Source organism: Rhizobium sp. WYCCWR 11128 (genome assembly GCF_013416305.1).
In the GTDB taxonomy this organism is placed as follows: domain Bacteria; phylum Pseudomonadota; class Alphaproteobacteria; order Rhizobiales; family Rhizobiaceae; genus Rhizobium; species Rhizobium indicum.
Genome location: NZ_JACCEZ010000001.1, coordinates 719294 through 733787 on the forward strand (window position 1 = coordinate 719294; position 14494 = coordinate 733787).

General features: G+C 61.9%; 18 protein-coding genes. 13 read left to right on the forward strand and 5 right to left on the reverse strand.

The window, feature by feature from the left end:
• The first annotated feature begins 113 nt into the window (after positions 1-113).
• Both HX898_RS03520 and HX898_RS03525 read left to right on the forward strand, forming a co-directional pair.
• A complete protein-coding gene (locus HX898_RS03520) occupies positions 114-314 on the forward strand; it encodes a hypothetical protein (RefSeq protein WP_003540491.1) in 201 nt (66 codons plus the stop codon).
• 139 nt (positions 315-453) lie between these two features.
• Entirely contained in the window at positions 454-882 is a 429-nt protein-coding gene (locus tag HX898_RS03525; protein ID WP_129420337.1) for a L,D-transpeptidase, read from the forward strand.
• On the opposite strand, the gene HX898_RS03530 is transcribed toward HX898_RS03525, so the two are convergent.
• Positions 872-1594, reverse strand: a complete 723-nt coding sequence (locus HX898_RS03530) for a Crp/Fnr family transcriptional regulator (RefSeq protein WP_180194019.1) — start codon at positions 1592-1594, stop codon at positions 872-874. The two genes, HX898_RS03525 and HX898_RS03530, sit on opposite strands and share 11 nt — an antisense overlap.
• A 432-nt stretch (positions 1595-2026) precedes the next feature.
• On the opposite strand from HX898_RS03530, the gene HX898_RS03535 reads away from it, so the two are divergent.
• The 7 genes from HX898_RS03535 to HX898_RS03565 all read left to right on the forward strand — a co-directional run bounded on the left by HX898_RS03535 (position 2027) and on the right by HX898_RS03565 (position 8486).
• Complete coding sequence (locus HX898_RS03535) at positions 2027-2305, forward strand: acyl carrier protein (RefSeq protein ID WP_003540486.1); 279 nt, start codon at positions 2027-2029, stop codon at positions 2303-2305.
• A 203-nt stretch (positions 2306-2508) separates the two neighbouring features.
• Positions 2509-2991 carry a 3-hydroxyacyl-ACP dehydratase FabZ family protein gene (locus tag HX898_RS03540; RefSeq protein WP_003540474.1) on the forward strand — a complete coding sequence of 161 codons (483 nt, stop codon included), beginning with the start codon at positions 2509-2511 and terminating at the stop codon, positions 2989-2991.
• Positions 2988-4193: a beta-ketoacyl-ACP synthase gene (locus HX898_RS03545; protein WP_138390968.1), complete on the forward strand. Its 1206-nt coding sequence runs from the start codon at positions 2988-2990 to the stop codon at positions 4191-4193. The genes HX898_RS03540 and HX898_RS03545 overlap by 4 nt, the downstream gene beginning before the upstream one ends.
• Before the next feature lie 12 nt (positions 4194-4205).
• Positions 4206-5492, forward strand: a complete 1287-nt coding sequence (locus tag HX898_RS03550; protein WP_003540471.1) for a beta-ketoacyl-ACP synthase — start codon at positions 4206-4208, stop codon at positions 5490-5492.
• A 57-nt stretch (positions 5493-5549) separates the two neighbouring features.
• Positions 5550-6578, forward strand: coding sequence for a zinc-binding dehydrogenase (locus tag HX898_RS03555; protein ID WP_171598653.1), 1029 nt, complete (start codon positions 5550-5552; stop codon positions 6576-6578).
• Positions 6579-6582: 4 nt separating this feature from the next.
• Entirely contained in the window at positions 6583-7518 is a 936-nt protein-coding gene (locus tag HX898_RS03560) for a lipid A biosynthesis lauroyl acyltransferase (protein ID WP_138390970.1), read from the forward strand.
• Between the two features lie 251 nt (positions 7519-7769).
• The gene (locus HX898_RS03565; RefSeq protein ID WP_180194020.1) at positions 7770-8486 is read left to right on the forward strand and encodes a PAS domain-containing protein; all 717 of its coding nucleotides are present in this window, start codon (positions 7770-7772) and stop codon (positions 8484-8486) included.
• A gap of 82 nt (positions 8487-8568) precedes the next feature.
• Here the strand turns inward: HX898_RS03565 and HX898_RS03570 are convergent, their stop codons facing one another.
• The 3 genes from HX898_RS03570 to HX898_RS03580 all read right to left on the reverse strand — a co-directional run bounded on the left by HX898_RS03570 (position 8569) and on the right by HX898_RS03580 (position 10189).
• The gene (locus HX898_RS03570) at positions 8569-8928 is read right to left on the reverse strand and encodes a VOC family protein (RefSeq protein WP_138329151.1); all 360 of its coding nucleotides are present in this window, start codon (positions 8926-8928) and stop codon (positions 8569-8571) included.
• Entirely contained in the window at positions 8929-9327 is a 399-nt protein-coding gene (locus HX898_RS03575; protein ID WP_180194021.1) for an SRPBCC family protein, read from the reverse strand.
• Between the two features lie 70 nt (positions 9328-9397).
• Positions 9398-10189, reverse strand: a complete 792-nt coding sequence (locus tag HX898_RS03580) for a helix-turn-helix domain-containing protein (protein ID WP_180194022.1) — start codon at positions 10187-10189, stop codon at positions 9398-9400.
• A 231-nt stretch (positions 10190-10420) separates the two neighbouring features.
• Between HX898_RS03580 and gndA the strand changes: the two genes are divergently transcribed.
• Both gndA and HX898_RS03590 read left to right on the forward strand, forming a co-directional pair.
• Positions 10421-11851 carry an NADP-dependent phosphogluconate dehydrogenase gene (gene gndA, locus HX898_RS03585; protein WP_003540463.1) on the forward strand — a complete coding sequence of 477 codons (1431 nt, stop codon included), beginning with the start codon at positions 10421-10423 and terminating at the stop codon, positions 11849-11851.
• 84 nt (positions 11852-11935) lie between these two features.
• On the forward strand, positions 11936-12700 hold the full coding sequence (locus HX898_RS03590; protein ID WP_180194023.1) for a carbon-nitrogen hydrolase family protein: 765 nt from the start codon (positions 11936-11938) through the stop codon (positions 12698-12700).
• A 73-nt stretch (positions 12701-12773) separates the two neighbouring features.
• On the opposite strand, the gene HX898_RS03595 is transcribed toward HX898_RS03590, so the two are convergent.
• Entirely contained in the window at positions 12774-13151 is a 378-nt protein-coding gene (locus tag HX898_RS03595) for a VOC family protein (RefSeq protein ID WP_138390975.1), read from the reverse strand.
• Between the two features lie 248 nt (positions 13152-13399).
• On the opposite strand from HX898_RS03595, the gene HX898_RS03600 reads away from it, so the two are divergent.
• A complete protein-coding gene (locus HX898_RS03600; protein WP_180194024.1) occupies positions 13400-13894 on the forward strand; it encodes an N-acetyltransferase in 495 nt (164 codons plus the stop codon).
• A 52-nt stretch (positions 13895-13946) separates the two neighbouring features.
• On the forward strand, positions 13947-14456 hold the full coding sequence (locus HX898_RS03605) for a GNAT family N-acetyltransferase (protein ID WP_180194025.1): 510 nt from the start codon (positions 13947-13949) through the stop codon (positions 14454-14456).
• Positions 14457-14494 lie beyond the last annotated feature (38 nt).

Sequence of the window (14494 nt, forward strand, 5' to 3'; positions counted from 1 at the left end):
GGGTGTGCCCTGAGAGGGGGTGCGACACAGCACACCCACGCCGCCGGTAGACAGCCCCCACTCAAACGTTTATTCCGACCGCCTCATATCTCCATCAGATTGGAAGCAGAGCGATGACAGTTCAGGTTGAATTACCGTGCCCGAAGTGCAAGAGCACCAAGATGAAGTTCGAGCGTCCCGAGATCCGGGAGACCGACATCATCACCTGTGCGGCCTGCGGCCATAATCTCGGCACCATGGCCTCGATCCGCGAGAAGATGAACAAGGCCTACCAAGGGCTCAATCAGGCTGGGGCGAAGCGCAAGCTTCAGTAAGCCTGCGGCGTACCCGCTTGCTGCCATGCGCCGTTAAAATTGTGATTACCATTCGGATTAAAGCAATCTAATAAGTATTGCCGTAGTCTCTCTTTCGTGAGGGCGCAATTAAGCTGCGCGAGTTCGAAGAGGGGTTATGATGAAGACGATTTTGGCGGCTGCGGCCGCAAGTTTATTGCTGCAGTTTTCTCCTGTTGCCGCTCAGGCAGCAACGCTGGTCGCCAATATCAGCATCGGCAAGCAGACGATGACTGTTTCCGAGAACGGCTTCGTCAAGTATCGCTGGAAGGTTTCGACCGCGCGCAACGGCTATGTCACGCCGACCGGTTCGTGGCGCGCCAAGTGGCTGTCGCGCGATCACCGCTCCAGGAAATACGACAATGCGCCGATGCCCTACGCCGTGTTCTTCAACGGCGGTTATGCCGTTCACGCCACCTTCGACCTGAAGCGCCTGGGCCGGCCGGCCTCGCATGGCTGTGTTCGCCTGCATCCCGATAATGCTGCCCAGTTCTTCTCGCTGACGCGGCAGGCCGGCCTTGCCAATACCCGCGTGGTCATTACGCGCTGATCATCCGCTCCAGCTCATCCATGTCGGGGACGATGATACGTCGGAAGTTCTCGATGCGAATGACGCCGCTCTTGCGCAGCCTGGTCATCTGGCGGCTGACAGTTTCGATCGTCAGCCCGAGGAAATCGGCGATCTCGGCGCGGGATAGCGGCAGGTCGAAAGCGGTGCTCGTGGCCGTTTGCGGTTCGGCGTGGGTGGCGATGAGGTGGAGTAAGCTTGCGACCTTCTCCTCGGCGGTGCGCCGGCCGAGCGTCAGCATCCATTCGCGCGCGGCATCCAGCTCCTTCAGCGCCTGATCGTGCAGGCTGCGCTGCAGTTCCGGCGTCTCCGATATCATGCGGTCGAGCAGGTTGCGCGGGAAGACGCAGATTTCGGAATCGGTCGCAGCCTCGGCCGACAGCGTGCTTTCGCGCACGAAGGGCCTGCCGACGAAATCGGGGGAGAATTGCAGGCCGACGATCTGCTGGCGCCCGTCCGGCATCACCTTGCAGAGTTTCACCACCCCGCGCATGATGTTCGAATAGAAAGAGCTTTCCGACCCTTGAGCGATGATCTCGCTGCCGGCATCGACCTTACGGCGCAGCGAGTGGCGGCCGAGTTCCCGGAGCTGGCTGCTCGACAGCGCGCCGCAGACGACGCCGTGCCGCGCCTGGCAGGAACGGCAGGCGACGAGAGTGCCGGAGTCGGAAACCTCACCGCGTGCGACGTCCATGTCCTGATCCCTTCGAAATCCGCGCGTGCCGGGTGTGGCTGCGCATGCCGGGTATACCCTAGACGATTACGCCGCGATTGCGGGTTCGGCTATCCCGATTTCTTCCAGCGCGGCTTGATGATTATCAATTTCGCCGGGATCCCGATTTGATCCAGATCAAAGTTTCCGTGCCATGGCTGTTATGGGAAGCGCCTGCGCCGAAAAGAGGCCGTCCGCGGGTTTGATTCGGACGGCTTCTTCGCCCCGCCGATAGGGCGGGCTTTCTAAAGCGGCATCGCCTCGCGCCTTGCGTGACGGCAAAGGCCGGCATTCCATTGCTGTTTAGGCAACACCCAGCCGGCAAATTGCCGCAACGCCGGGACGAAAGCATTGGCTTTTGAAATGGATTTGCCTATGAGGGGGTTTAAATCGTCATTTCATGAGGTACAGCGCGTGACCGCTACATTCGATAAAGTTGCCGACATTATTGCAGAAACCAGCGAGATCGACCGCGCGACGATCACGCCGGAGAGCCATACGATCGACGACCTCGGTATCGACAGCCTCGATTTCCTCGACATCGTCTTTGCGATCGACAAGGAATTCGGCATCAAGATCCCGCTCGAAAAGTGGACGCAGGAAGTCAACGAAGGCAAGGTTTCCACCGAAGAATACTTCGTGCTGAAGAACCTCTGCGCCAAGATCGACGAGCTCAAAGCAGCCAAGGCCTGAGCGATATACCAGTCTTTTTTGAACGCCCTGCCGCCCTGAATATGGCGGCCGGGCGGTTTCGTTCCTAACTAGTGCATGCCGCCCAAAAGTGCGCAGCGGTTTTGGGACAACGGCATGCATAAAACAAAGACCTAAAGTGCGAACCAGACGCGCTTTAGGCGTCACCGGCGGGCGGATCTGGCCTGTCGGGCCGGAGGATCCGAATGCTGCTGGAATATTTCCAGATGATTGACCGCGTCGAAGCGGTGGACCTGAAGAAGGGCACGCTCAAGGCGCGATCCGTCGTGCCGGCGAAGAGCCCCGTCTTCGAGGGTCATTTTCCCGGCATGCCGCTCGTTCCCGGCGTGCTCCTGATCGAGACCATGGCCCAGGCCTCCGGCATGCTGGTGCTTGCTGTCACCAATTTTGCCGCCATGCCCTTCCTGATGACCGTCGACGGCGCCAAGATGCGCACCTTCGTCGAACCGGAAGCCGTGCTCGACATCGAGGCCGTGCTCGAGCATGACGGTTCGGGTTTCGCGGTCACCAAGGCTAAAATCACCAGCGGCGGCAAGAAGGTCTGCGATGCGCAGCTGAAACTGCGCACCATGCCGTTTTCCGAGGTGCCGCTCGGCGATATCGTGAAGAAACGTGCCGGCGAGATCGGGCTTCTCGAAGCGATCGCGGCGCAGGGAGTGATTGGATGAGCAAGGCTGCAAACGACGTCGTCATCTCGGGCATAGGCATCGTCACCTGTCAGGGCGTCGGCAAGGATGCGCATATCGCGCTGCTTTCGGCCACGAGCACTCCGAAGGCGATTGTCGAGACCGAGAAGTTCAAGCCCTATCCGGTGCATCCGCTGCCTGAGATCGACTGGTCGCAGCAGATCGCCAAGCGCGGCGATCAACGCCAGATGGAGAACTGGCAGCGCATCGGCGTCTTCGCCGCCGGCCTTGCGCTCGACGATGCCGGCTTCAAGGACGATAGCGAGGCCTGCGGCACGATGGACATGATCGTGGCGGCCGGCGGCGGCGAGCGCGACATCAATGTCGACACACTGATCGTCGACGAGGCGCTCAAGCGCAATGACCGCGAGTTGCTGCTCAACGAGAAGCTGACGACCGAGCTGAGGCCGACACTGTTCCTCGCCCAGCTTTCCAACCTGCTCGCCGGCAATATCTCGATCGTGCACAAGGTCACCGGCTCGTCGCGCACCTTCATGGGCGAGGAAGCGGCCGGCATATCCGCCGTCGAGACCGCCTTCTACCGCATCAAATCAGGCGAATCCTCGCATGCGCTTGTTGGAGGCGCCTTCGCGGCCGAGCGGCCCGACATGATCCTGCTCACCGAAGCGATCGGCGCCCATGCGCGCGGCGATTGGGTGCCGCTCTGGTCGCGTAGACCCAGCGACGGCGGCGGCATGATCACCGGTTCGGCAGGCGCCTTCCTGGTGCTGGAATCGCGGAAGCATGCCGAGGCCCGCGGTGCCCATATCTATGCCGTCATCGACGCGGTCGAGGGCGATCGCGGCAACCGCAATTCCGGCAATCTCGAAGTCCGGCTGGAGCGGCTTTTGGCGCCGGCTGCCGGGCTTGCCACTGAAAGCACGGCGATCTTTTCCGGATCGACCGGCATGCACGATCTTGCCGCCCGCGAGCGGGCGGTGCTCGAGCATCAATTGCCGGACGTTGCGATCCGCGGCTTCGGCGGCGTCACCGGCCATACGATCGAGACGCAGTTCACGCTGGGTCTGGCGCTTGCAGCCCTTGCCGTCGACGGCAAGGCCAAGGTTCCGCCCTTCGATGCCGCCCATGAGGCGCCGATGCGGGCAGGCGCAACCGCCGCCGTCGTGACCATGGTCGGACACCAGCGCGGCGAGGGCGTTGCCGTTCTTTCCGCAGATGCGTGAGGAGTGAGAAATATGACAGCTTCCGCTTATAGAGATCACCTCGGCCGTCCGATCGTGGCTGTTACCGGCATGGGCATCATCACCTCGCTCGGCCAGGGCCTCAGCGACAACTGGGCAGCGCTTTCGTCAGGCACGTCGGGCATCCACGAGATCAACCGCTTCCCGACCGAGGGCTTGTCGACGCGGATCGCCGGCACCGTTGATTTCATCGGCATTCCGGTGCCGAACGCCGTCGAGCGCTCCTATGCCTTCGCCCGCGAAACGACGATCGAGGCGCTTGCCGATGCCGGCCTTTCCGGCGATTTCAACGGCCCTCTGTTTCTTGCCGCCCCGCCGATCGAGCCGGAATGGAGCGCGCGTTTCGAACTTGCCGACCGTTCGCCGGCTTCCGACCATCCAGGGGATGCCTATGAGCGCTTCCTGACGGCGTTGCGCCAGCGTCCGGACCCGGCCTTCCATGAGGCGGCCCTGTTTGGCGCTATTTCCGAGCGCCTTGCCGACCGGTTCGGCACCCGCGGCCTTCCCGTCACGCTTTCGACCGCCTGCGCCTCCGGCGTCACGGCGATCCAGCTCGGCATCGAGGCGATCCGCCAAGGCCGCACGGATCGCGCGCTGACGGTCGCGACCGACGGATCGCTGAGTGCCGAAGCGCTGATCCGCTTCTCGTTGCTGTCAGCCCTTTCGACACAGAACGATCCACCGACCAAGGCTTCCAAGCCGTTCAGCAAGGATCGCGACGGCTTCGTCATCGCCGAAGGTGCAGCGACCCTGGTGCTGGAATCGCTGGAATCGGCGGTCGCCCGCGGCGCCAAGGTGCTCGGCATCATGAAGGGCGCCGGCGACAAGGCGGACAGCTTCCACCGCACCCGGTCGTCGCCCGACGGCGGCCCGGCAATCGCGACGATCCGCGCGGCCCTTGCCGATGCCGGCATCGACGAGAGCGGCATCGGCTACATCAATGCGCACGGCACCTCGACGCCGGAGAACGACAAGATGGAGTATGGCGCGATGTCGGCCGTGTTCGGCGATCGGCTTGTCGGCATTCCGGTTTCATCGAACAAGTCGATGATCGGCCATACGCTGACGGCGGCGGGCGCCGTCGAGGCGGTGTTCTCGCTGCAAACGATGCTGACCGGGACGCTGCCGCCGACGATCAACTACAACAACCCCGATCCGTCGATCGTTCTCGATGTCGTGCCGAACAAGAAGCGGGAAGCCCAGGTTTCGGCCGTGCTTTCCAACTCCTTCGGCTTCGGCGGGCAGAATGCCAGCCTTGTCATGGCGCTCGAACCGGCTTAAGCGGTTCCCGACAATTTTTATGACAAGAAGAACGCCTTCGAGGCGAGGGATTTTGCCATGCGCGCTTTGCAACTGATCGACGACCGCAAGCTTGAGATCACCGATCTGCCGGAACCGGACGCTCCTGGTGCCGGCGAGGTGACGCTGCGCGTCAAGGCGGTGGCGCTCAACCATATCGACGTCTGGGGCTGGCGCGGCATGGCATTCGCCAAGCGCAAGATGCCGCTGGTCATCGGTGCGGAAGCCTCCGGCGTCGTGGAATCGATCGGCCCGGGCGTTGCCAACGTGCTGCCAGGCCAGCTCGTCTCCATCTACGGCGCGCGCACCTGCGGCCTCTGCCGTCCCTGCCGTGAAGGCCGCGACAATCTCTGCGAACATGTCTCGGGCGTGCACGGCTTCCATCTCGACGGCTTTGCGCAGGAGAAGGTCAACCTGCCGGCGCGCCTGCTGGTGCCTGCCCCTCCCGGCGTCGACGCGATCGGCGCGGCGCTTGCTCCTGTCACCTTCGGCACGGTCGAGCACATGCTGTTCGACAATGCCAAGCTTGAGCCGGGCGAGACGATCCTCGTCCATGCCGGCGGCTCCGGCATCGGCACGGCGGCGATCCAGCTCGCCAAGAAGATCGGCTGCACCGTCATCACCACGGTCGGTTCGGACGACAAGATCGAAAGGGCCAAGGCGCTCGGCGCCGATCACGTCATCAACTATCGCACCGACCGTTTCGAAGGCGTGGTGCGCAAGCTCACCAAGAAGAAGGGCGTCGACGTCGTCTTCGAACATGTCGGCAAGGACACCTGGGCAGGCTCGATGCTCTGCATGAAGCGCGGCGGGCGCCTCGTCACCTGCGGCTCGACCTCGGGTGTTTCGACAGAGATGAACCTGATGATGCTGTTCCAGCAACAACTCAAGCTCTTCGGTTCCTTCGGCTGCCGCATGGAGAACATGGCGGATGCGATGCAGAAGATGGGCCGCGGGCTCGTCCATCCCGTCATCGATACCGAGGTCAGCTTCAGTGATATCGACCGGGCGCTGGAGCGGATGGAATCGCGCCAGATCTTCGGCAAGATCATCCTGAAGATGGATTGACCGCGTGAAGCTGTTCATCACCCGGTTCGTTCTGGCGCTCAGGAATTTCCAGCAATGGCTGGTGGCTCAGCTGATGTTCGGCTTCATGAATTTCCTGAAGCTGTTTCCGGCCGACGGCGCGATCCGCTTCGCCGACAGGATGATGCGACGCCTCGGCCGGCTGACCAGCCGCCACAGATTGATGCTGACCAATCTGCGCAACGCCTTTCCCGAGAAGAGCGAGGCCGAGATCGAGGAGATCGCGCTCGCCAGCTGGGGCAATATGGGCCGGCTTGCTGCGGAATACGTCTTCCTCGACCAGTTGTTCGACTATGATCCTGAAAAGTCGGAGCCGGGCAGGGTGGAGGTGTCGGGCGTCCCGATCTTCCTCGACCTGCGTGACAATCCGCGCCCCTTCATCGTCTTTACCGGCCATACCGCCAATTTCGAGCTGCTGCCGGTAGCGGGTGCTGCCTTCGGGCTCAACGTCACCGTGCTCTTTCGGCCGCCGAACAATCCTTATGTCGCCAAGAAGGTGTTCGACTTCCGCAGCGCCCGCATGGGCAAGCTGGTGCCCTCGCATGCCGGCTCCTCCTTCGCGCTCGCCCGTCAGCTGGAAGCAGGCCAGGGGGTGGGCGTGCTGGTCGACCAGAAATTCCGCAAGGGGCTCAAGGGCACCTTCTTCGGGCGCGACGTCAAGACCAATCCGCTGCTGCCGAAGCTGGTGCGCCAGTTCGACTGCGAAGTCTATCCGGCGCGCTGCATCCGGCTGCCCGGAAATCGCTACCGGCTGGAAATCGAGCCGCGGCTGGACATGCCGCGCGACGCCAAGGGCAATCTCGACCTGCCGGCCGCCGCCCAGCTGCTCAACGACAAGGTGGAAAGCTGGGTGCGGGAATATCCGGAACAGTGGCTCTGGTATCACGACCGCTGGCAGATCAAGCAGACGCTCGCGCCTTAGAACAGTATTGATTTCAGGCCGCCATGATGCCGAAAACCGCTCACACTTTTCGGCATCATGCTCCAAAAACGTCCACCCTCATTTATCAGCGGTGAAAAGCGGCAGGTGCTCTCGGATTGAAACTGAGGGCACTTCATGTTACCCGTCACTACCAAGACGCGAATAATGTCTACCGGAAGGCGCATTTTTGGGAAATGCAGCCATGTGAGTTTTCGGACTCGTCTCTTGGGACAATGGGAGTGGGAGGCGTCTTGCTGGAGCTTTTTCGAGCTTTTTCTTTGCGTTGCGTGCAAATCGAGGAAGCGATACGCCTGGGCGACGACCAGCGCGTCACGGCGCTCGACCGTCATGTCGAGCCGCTGGTCGAGGCCATCCTCGCCTGCCGGGCAGCCAATCTGCTTGAAGTCTATATGCAGCTGCAGTTTGTGAGCCACCTGATCAGCCAGGATGCCGACGACAGCGCCAGCGTCACGGAGCACACGTCGGTGCTCTCCTATCTGCTCGACCGCTATTTCGGGGCGCATGGGCCGGACTGGCGCGTGCCTTCGCCGCAGGATGTACGCATCGAGCCGCCGCCGGCCTATGTGCCGGATACCGATAACGGTCAGTTCCTCAACGCGGTGATTCTCGAAAGCCTGCCGGATCGCGTGGCGGTGCTGACAAGGGACTATCGCTACCTCTATTCCAATCCGGCCAACAGCGCCCATCTCAACAGGAAGCCGATGGAGCTCATCGGCCGCCACCTTTCCGAATTCATCGGCGAGGAGCGGTTTGCCGAATGCGCCAAGCACAAGCTCGACGCCTGTTTTGCCGGCGAACAGATCGACTATTCCTATGCGCGCTCGGCCGGCAGCGGCGAATCGCGGCAGGTGCGCTGTCGCATGTCGCCGCTGCGCGATGCCGGCGGTATGGTGATCGGCGCCCTGCTCGTCATGGAAGATCTCGACCGGCTGTCGCAGGCTGCCTGATCCCGGTCGGCAGCCTTAAGCAGCCTGATCCCGGTCGGCAGCCTTAGGCAGCCTGACCAATCCGGCTGCCTGGGTCGTCTGGCTAAGCAGCCGCCCAGACGGCGAGCTCGTAACCATCGCGGTCGAGGAAGTGGAAGCGACGGCCGCCGGGAAAATCGGTGATCGGCCGGCAGATCGTGCCGCCGGCTCTTTCGACTGAGGTCAGCACTTCTTCCAGATCACTGGCATAGACGACGACCAGTGGGCCGCCCGGCCGCACGGGGCCGAAATCGGTAAAGCCGCCCTTTAGCCGGCCGTCGTCGAATTCGCAGTAGTTCGGGCCGTAATCGGTGAAGCGCCAGCCGAAGGCCGAGCCGTAAAAGGCTTTGGCGGCGGCGATGTCGGCGACGTTGAATTCGACATAGTCGATGCGGCGGTCGTGGTTTTCTGTCTTCTCGGCCATCTATCTCTCCATCAGGGCTTTCAGCATGGCGAGATCCTTCTCGACATGGGCGGCATCGGCGGAAAACTGCGCGTCGGTCATGCCGGGCAGACGCAGCAGCGTGAACATGACCTCGCAGCCATCGCCGTTCGGCACGATGCGCAGGGCATTATAGACCCTGAGGCCGGATTCGATCGTCACCGTATGGTCGATCACGCCGAATTCATTGGCAGGCACGAAGCTCACCCTGATTTTTCCGAGAGCGCCATCGGCGACCCAGTCGGCACCATCAGGATTGAGCCCGGTCGCAAGGCCAGAGGCCCAGAGCGGCATGTTCTCCGGCTTTCCGGCGAATTCATAGACGTCGCGCCAATCGCGCTCGATCGACCGGTGGATGATTTTCGCGGGCATTGTCGTCATGGCTTGCAGGTTCCTGTCATTTGCTTTCGTCAGAATAACGGACCGGCCGGCAGCGTCTTGAACAAAACGGTCAGTCGGCTCTTTTCCGCATGTCGAGCTGGTCGAGAATGACGGCGGGCGTCAGCGTCGACAGCTCACCGACCTCCCGCGTCATGTGGGGCTGGTCGGCAAAGCCTGCTTCGAGCGCAAGGCAGGCAAGCGGCATCGTGCCCGACTTGCGGCAGAGGTCGAGGAAACGCTGGAACCGGCGGATCCGTTCCAGCGTCTTTGCGCCGTAGCCGAAATGATGGTGGCAGCGACGGCGCAGCTGCCTTTCGCTCATGCCGAGCCGGTCGAGCAGGCCGGATGCAGGGCGACCGCCGTCGGCGACGGCAAAGATCAGGGCGGCGTCGCGGGCGGGCTCCTCCGCATCGCGCGCGGTCCCTTCGAGCAGGCGGCCAAACAGCGCCATCGCGGCCGAGGGGTCGGGACAATCCGCGAGCCGCGCTTCGAATTCGGCAGTGTCCTTCCGGCCGATGTCGGCAAGGGGCACCGAGCAGCCGACAAGCGGCGAGAGCGGCGTCTTCAGCCAGGGTGCTGCAGCGCCAGGCGCAAAACGTGCGCCGATGACAGTCGCGCCCGGCTGGATGACGGGAAAGGCCGCCGTCCTGTCGGGGCCGGCGACGACCAGCCGGCCGTCAATCCAGAGGAGATCGCAATAGCCATCCGGCACGATCGCCACCATTGCCGGCGGTCCGTTGTGGAGCGCATGAGACCAGAGCCGGCTGAAATGGCGTCGCAGCGCCGGCGGCGGTGCGTATTCGCGGTAGTGGCCGGCGCGGGCCGCCAGGAGGGCCATGTCTTTTCGCTTTTCCGATGCCAATGCGATATCTCCCGAGGCACTGATGATAACATGAGATAGGGCAATACGGGCAGGACGCGCGAAAAACTTGCGGCTTCGGATTAAGAGGCAGCCGGTGGGTTGTCGGACAAGCGGGGATATTGCAAGCCTCATTTCATTGGCTTTTGCGAACCGATTAGACCCTTGCGAGACTTGCCGTTTGACCGAGACAGTGCCACAACACCGGTCCAATTGACACATCGGAGGTTTGTCGTGGAAAAGGCAGAAATCGGACTGATCGGCCTTGCGGTCATGGGCTCCAACCTGGCGCTCAACATCGCGGAGAAAGGCAATAAAATCGCGGTGTTCAACCGCACGCCGGAGAAAACCGACGAATTCTACGAAAGCGCCGGCGATCTGAAGAAGCAGATCATTCCCTGCAAGACCATCGAGGAATTCGTCGATGCGATCCGGCCGCCGCGCCCTATCATCATCATGATCAAGGCGGGCGAGCCCGTCGACCAGCAGATGGAGCTGCTGCGCCCGCATCTCTCCAAGGGCGACATCATGATCGATGCCGGCAACGCCAATTTCCGCGACACCGTCGCCCGCTTCGATCGACTGAAGAATACCGATCTGACCTTCATCGGCATGGGTGTTTCCGGCGGCGAAGAAGGTGCGCGCCACGGCCCGTCGATCATGGTCGGCGGCACCGAAGAGTCCTGGAAGCGCGTCGAGAAGGTGCTGACCTCGATTGCCGCGCGTTACAATGACGAGCCCTGCGTCGCCTGGCTCGGCAATGACGGCGCCGGCCATTTCGTCAAGACCATCCATAACGGCATCGAATATGCCGACATGCAGATGATCGCCGAAATCTACGGCATCCTGCGCGACGGCCTCGGCAAGAGCGCTTCCGAAATCTCCGGCATCTTCGGCGAATGGAACAAGGGCCGGCTGAACTCCTACCTGATCGAAATCTCCGAGAAGGTGCTTGCCGCGACCGATCCGGTTTCCGGCGGGCCGATGGTCGACATGATCCTCGACAAGGCCGGCCAGAAGGGCACCGGCAAGTGGTCGGCGATCGAGGCGCAGAACATGGGTATTCCGGCAACGGCGATCGAAGCCGCAGTCGCCGCCCGTAGCCTCTCTTCGATGAAGTCGCAGCGCGAAGCCGCCGAGAAGATCTTCGGAACGCAGGCCGTGTCCTTCCCGATCGCTTACGGCCCCGAGCTCAACAAGGATCTGGAGCTGGCGCTTTTCGCCGCCAAGATCGGCGCCTATGCGCAGGGCTTCGCGGTGATGGCGGAAGCGTCGCGCGAGTTCAACTGGTCGCTGCCGATGCCGACGATTGCCAGGATCTGGCGCGCCGGCTGCATCATCCGCTCACAGTTCCTTGACGAGATCACCTCGGCCTTCACCAAGGCGCCTGACGCTGCCAACCTCATCGTCACGCCAGCCTTCTCCGACATGGTCAAGGAATCGATCCCGGCGCTGCGCCGTGTCGTTGGTGCCGCGATTGCCGCCGGCCTGCCGGTGCCGGCGCTGACCTCGGCGCTGACCTATTTCGACGCCTATCGCCAGGGCAGGGGAACGGCAAATCTCATCCAGGCGCAGCGCGACTTCTTCGGCGCGCACGGCTTCGACCGCCTTGATGGTAAGGATTTCCACCACGGCCCCTGGGGCAGCGGTGCCTCGACCTTCTGAGGTTTTCCGATTTTTCAAGGAGAGGCCCGGCCACTGCGCCGGGCCTTTTGCTGAGATGCCGCGGCCGAGAACCCGGAGATCCAAGTGACGAGCATTCGGATAGCCGCCGCGCAGACGCCGGAATTTCGGGAGAATGTTGGGGCGGCCTTGGATTATGCCGTTAGGGTCGCGGCGCTCGCCGAGGCTGAGGGTGTTGCCCTGCTAGTCTTTCCCGAAGGTTTTCTCCAGGGCTACCTGACCGATGAAGCATCGGCGCGGCATGTTGCCCTCGATCTCGCATTGCCCGAGTTCGCGGCGGTCCTGGATCGGTTGTCGAAGTCGGGACCGGTGCTGGTCATGGGGCTGATCGAGATCGATGACGGGCGATTGTTCAACACCGCCGTCGTCGTCGAGCGCGGCGTTCTCCTCGGCCGTTACAGGAAGGCCCACCTGCTGCACGGCGAACGGGCTTTCGAGGCTGGAAAGGAGAGCCCACTCTTTGCGATCGGTGCCCTGCGATTCGGGATCAACATCTGCTACGACACCAATTTTCCGGAGGCAGCCGCAAAGGTCGCCGCGTCTGGCGCGTCGCTGATCTTATGCCTCTCCAACAACATGATGCCACGGGATAAGGCGGAAATATTCAAGCCAATGCATAACGCCGTTCGCGGCGAAAGATGCCGTGAGACAGGCCTGTGGCTGATATCGTCCGACGTAACGGGTGAGCGCGACGGGCGCATCGCCTGGGGACCGACGGCCGTGCTGAATCGGCAAGGGCAGCTCGTGGCGCAGCTCCCGCTGGAGGAGCCCGGCTTGCTGGTCTTCGACTTTCCCTGTGATGGACAAGATGCAGGGGCTCGACTCAAATGACGAGCATTGCGGAATTCGGGATTGTGCGAAAGTTGGATGGGGACTGTATCCCCACCCACTTCTCATGGCTGGGCTAGATCGGTTGGCCAACGTCAATACGGTTGCCGTCGGGGTCTTCAAACACGAAGGCCCGCAATCCGTAGTCCTTGTCCTGAAGGCTCTTGATGATTCTCAGCCCATATTGCTGGCAAACCGCGTGCAGGGCATCGACATTGTCGACCATCAGGTGGGCAACATTGAAGTCCGCAGCCTTGTGGTTCGGCTGCAAGGTGAGATGCACCTCGCCCTGATCGCGCTTCAGGATCATGAAGCCGACAGGATTGCCGTTCTCGAATATTTTCTTGAAGCCGAGGACATTGGCGTAAAAATCATAGGCCTTGGTCATGTCCTTGACCGGCAGCATGGCGGCAATTCGTCCGAAACGAACACCGTGATCGGCGATATCATTCATCGCAGAACCTCTGATTGCGGAGACGCAAATACCCTTCGGACGGTGCCGACAGAGATGGTACGCTCCGATGTTTCGATCAGCAGGACGGTGCCCACGAGCCTAGGTCTATAGCCTCGAAATCTTCTGCGGAAGAGGGTAGCGGAATCCCCGCGAGATTTTTCTGGGATCTACGACACTTCGTTTCAGTGGGATAAGACACTGTTTGTACGGGCAGCACTGACGACAACGCGCTTGAGGAATTGACAGAGATGCTTATCCGATACGAAACGCCTGATGATATCGATGCGATCTATGATCTGACCTCGACCGCATTCAAGCCGATGCCCTACAGCGACGGTACGGAAGCGGAGATTGTCCGCAGACTTCGCGCGGCGGGCGATCTCAAGATATCGCTGGTGGCCGAGCAGGGCGGCGAGATTCTCGGGCATGTGGCGTTTTCGGCGGTGACGATCGACGGTGCGCATGACGGCTGGTTCGGGCTGGGGCCGATATCGGTCAAGCCGGAGAGACAGCGGCAGGGTATCGGCAAGGCGATGATTGCACGGGGTCTCGAATTGTTGAACGAGATGGGCGCCAGTGGATGCGCCCTGATCGGCAATCCCGAGATATACAGCCGTGTCGGTTTCAGCAGCGATGGACAACTGACGTATCTCGACCTCGATACGCGGCTGGTGCAGCGGATTGTCTTTCGCGGACCTCCGCCAAGCGGGACGTTGCAATTCGCCCCGGCATTTGAAAGCTAGAATATTCCAACGGCCGAAACTCCAAACCCAAGCTGACAGAGAAGGCGACGACATGGTCGAAGCGGGCGCGATGATCATCCGAACCGAGCGTCTCAAGCTCCGCAGGCCGGAGATCGACGATTTCGCCGCCTATATGCAGATCATGGCGTCGCCGCGATCCGTCGGAATGGGCGGCCCGTTCGATCTGCGCGCGGCATGGGGGATGTTTTGTCACGACGTGGCTCTCTGGCAGCTTTTCGGGCATGGAGCGCTGATGATCGAGCTTGGCGAATCCGGCGAATGCGTCGGTCAGGTGGGGATCAATCACGGGCCGCTCTTTCCCGAAAAGGAATTGGGCTGGTTCGTCTACGAGGGATACGAGGGCAGAGGCTATGCGACCGAAGCGGCGCTCGCGCTGCGCAACTGGGCCTTCGCGACGCTCAAGCTGCCGTCGCTGGTCAGCTATATTGCACCCGGCAATGCGGCATCTGTTGCCGTTGCCGAACGGCTGGGCGCGTGTCTCGATCCGGAAGCACCCCGAACTGATCCTGCCGATCTCGTTTACCGTCACCTCGCGTCCTGAAACGCGGAACATGGTGTTGGGCGCACTGCGATTGGTTA

What these genes read in the sequence shown, in the direction of transcription:
- HX898_RS03520 (WP_003540491.1), top strand. Translation starts at nt 114, where the DNA reads ATGACAGTTCAGGTTGAATTACCGTGCCCGAAGTGCAAGAGCACCAAG.
- HX898_RS03525 (WP_129420337.1), top strand. Translation starts at nt 454, where the DNA reads ATGAAGACGATTTTGGCGGCTGCGGCCGCAAGTTTATTGCTGCAGTTT.
- HX898_RS03530 (WP_180194019.1), bottom strand. Translation starts at nt 1,594, where the DNA reads ATGGACGTCGCACGCGGTGAGGTTTCCGACTCCGGCACTCTCGTCGCC.
- HX898_RS03540 (WP_003540474.1), top strand. Translation starts at nt 2,509, where the DNA reads ATGCTGCTGGAATATTTCCAGATGATTGACCGCGTCGAAGCGGTGGAC.
- HX898_RS03545 (WP_138390968.1), top strand. Translation starts at nt 2,988, where the DNA reads ATGAGCAAGGCTGCAAACGACGTCGTCATCTCGGGCATAGGCATCGTC.
- HX898_RS03550 (WP_003540471.1), top strand. Translation starts at nt 4,206, where the DNA reads ATGACAGCTTCCGCTTATAGAGATCACCTCGGCCGTCCGATCGTGGCT.
- HX898_RS03555 (WP_171598653.1), top strand. Translation starts at nt 5,550, where the DNA reads ATGCGCGCTTTGCAACTGATCGACGACCGCAAGCTTGAGATCACCGAT.
- HX898_RS03570 (WP_138329151.1), bottom strand. Translation starts at nt 8,928, where the DNA reads ATGGCCGAGAAGACAGAAAACCACGACCGCCGCATCGACTATGTCGAA.
- HX898_RS03575 (WP_180194021.1), bottom strand. Translation starts at nt 9,327, where the DNA reads ATGACGACAATGCCCGCGAAAATCATCCACCGGTCGATCGAGCGCGAT.
- HX898_RS03595 (WP_138390975.1), bottom strand. Translation starts at nt 13,151, where the DNA reads ATGAATGATATCGCCGATCACGGTGTTCGTTTCGGACGAATTGCCGCC.
- HX898_RS03600 (WP_180194024.1), top strand. Translation starts at nt 13,400, where the DNA reads ATGCTTATCCGATACGAAACGCCTGATGATATCGATGCGATCTATGAT.
- HX898_RS03605 (WP_180194025.1), top strand. Translation starts at nt 13,947, where the DNA reads ATGGTCGAAGCGGGCGCGATGATCATCCGAACCGAGCGTCTCAAGCTC.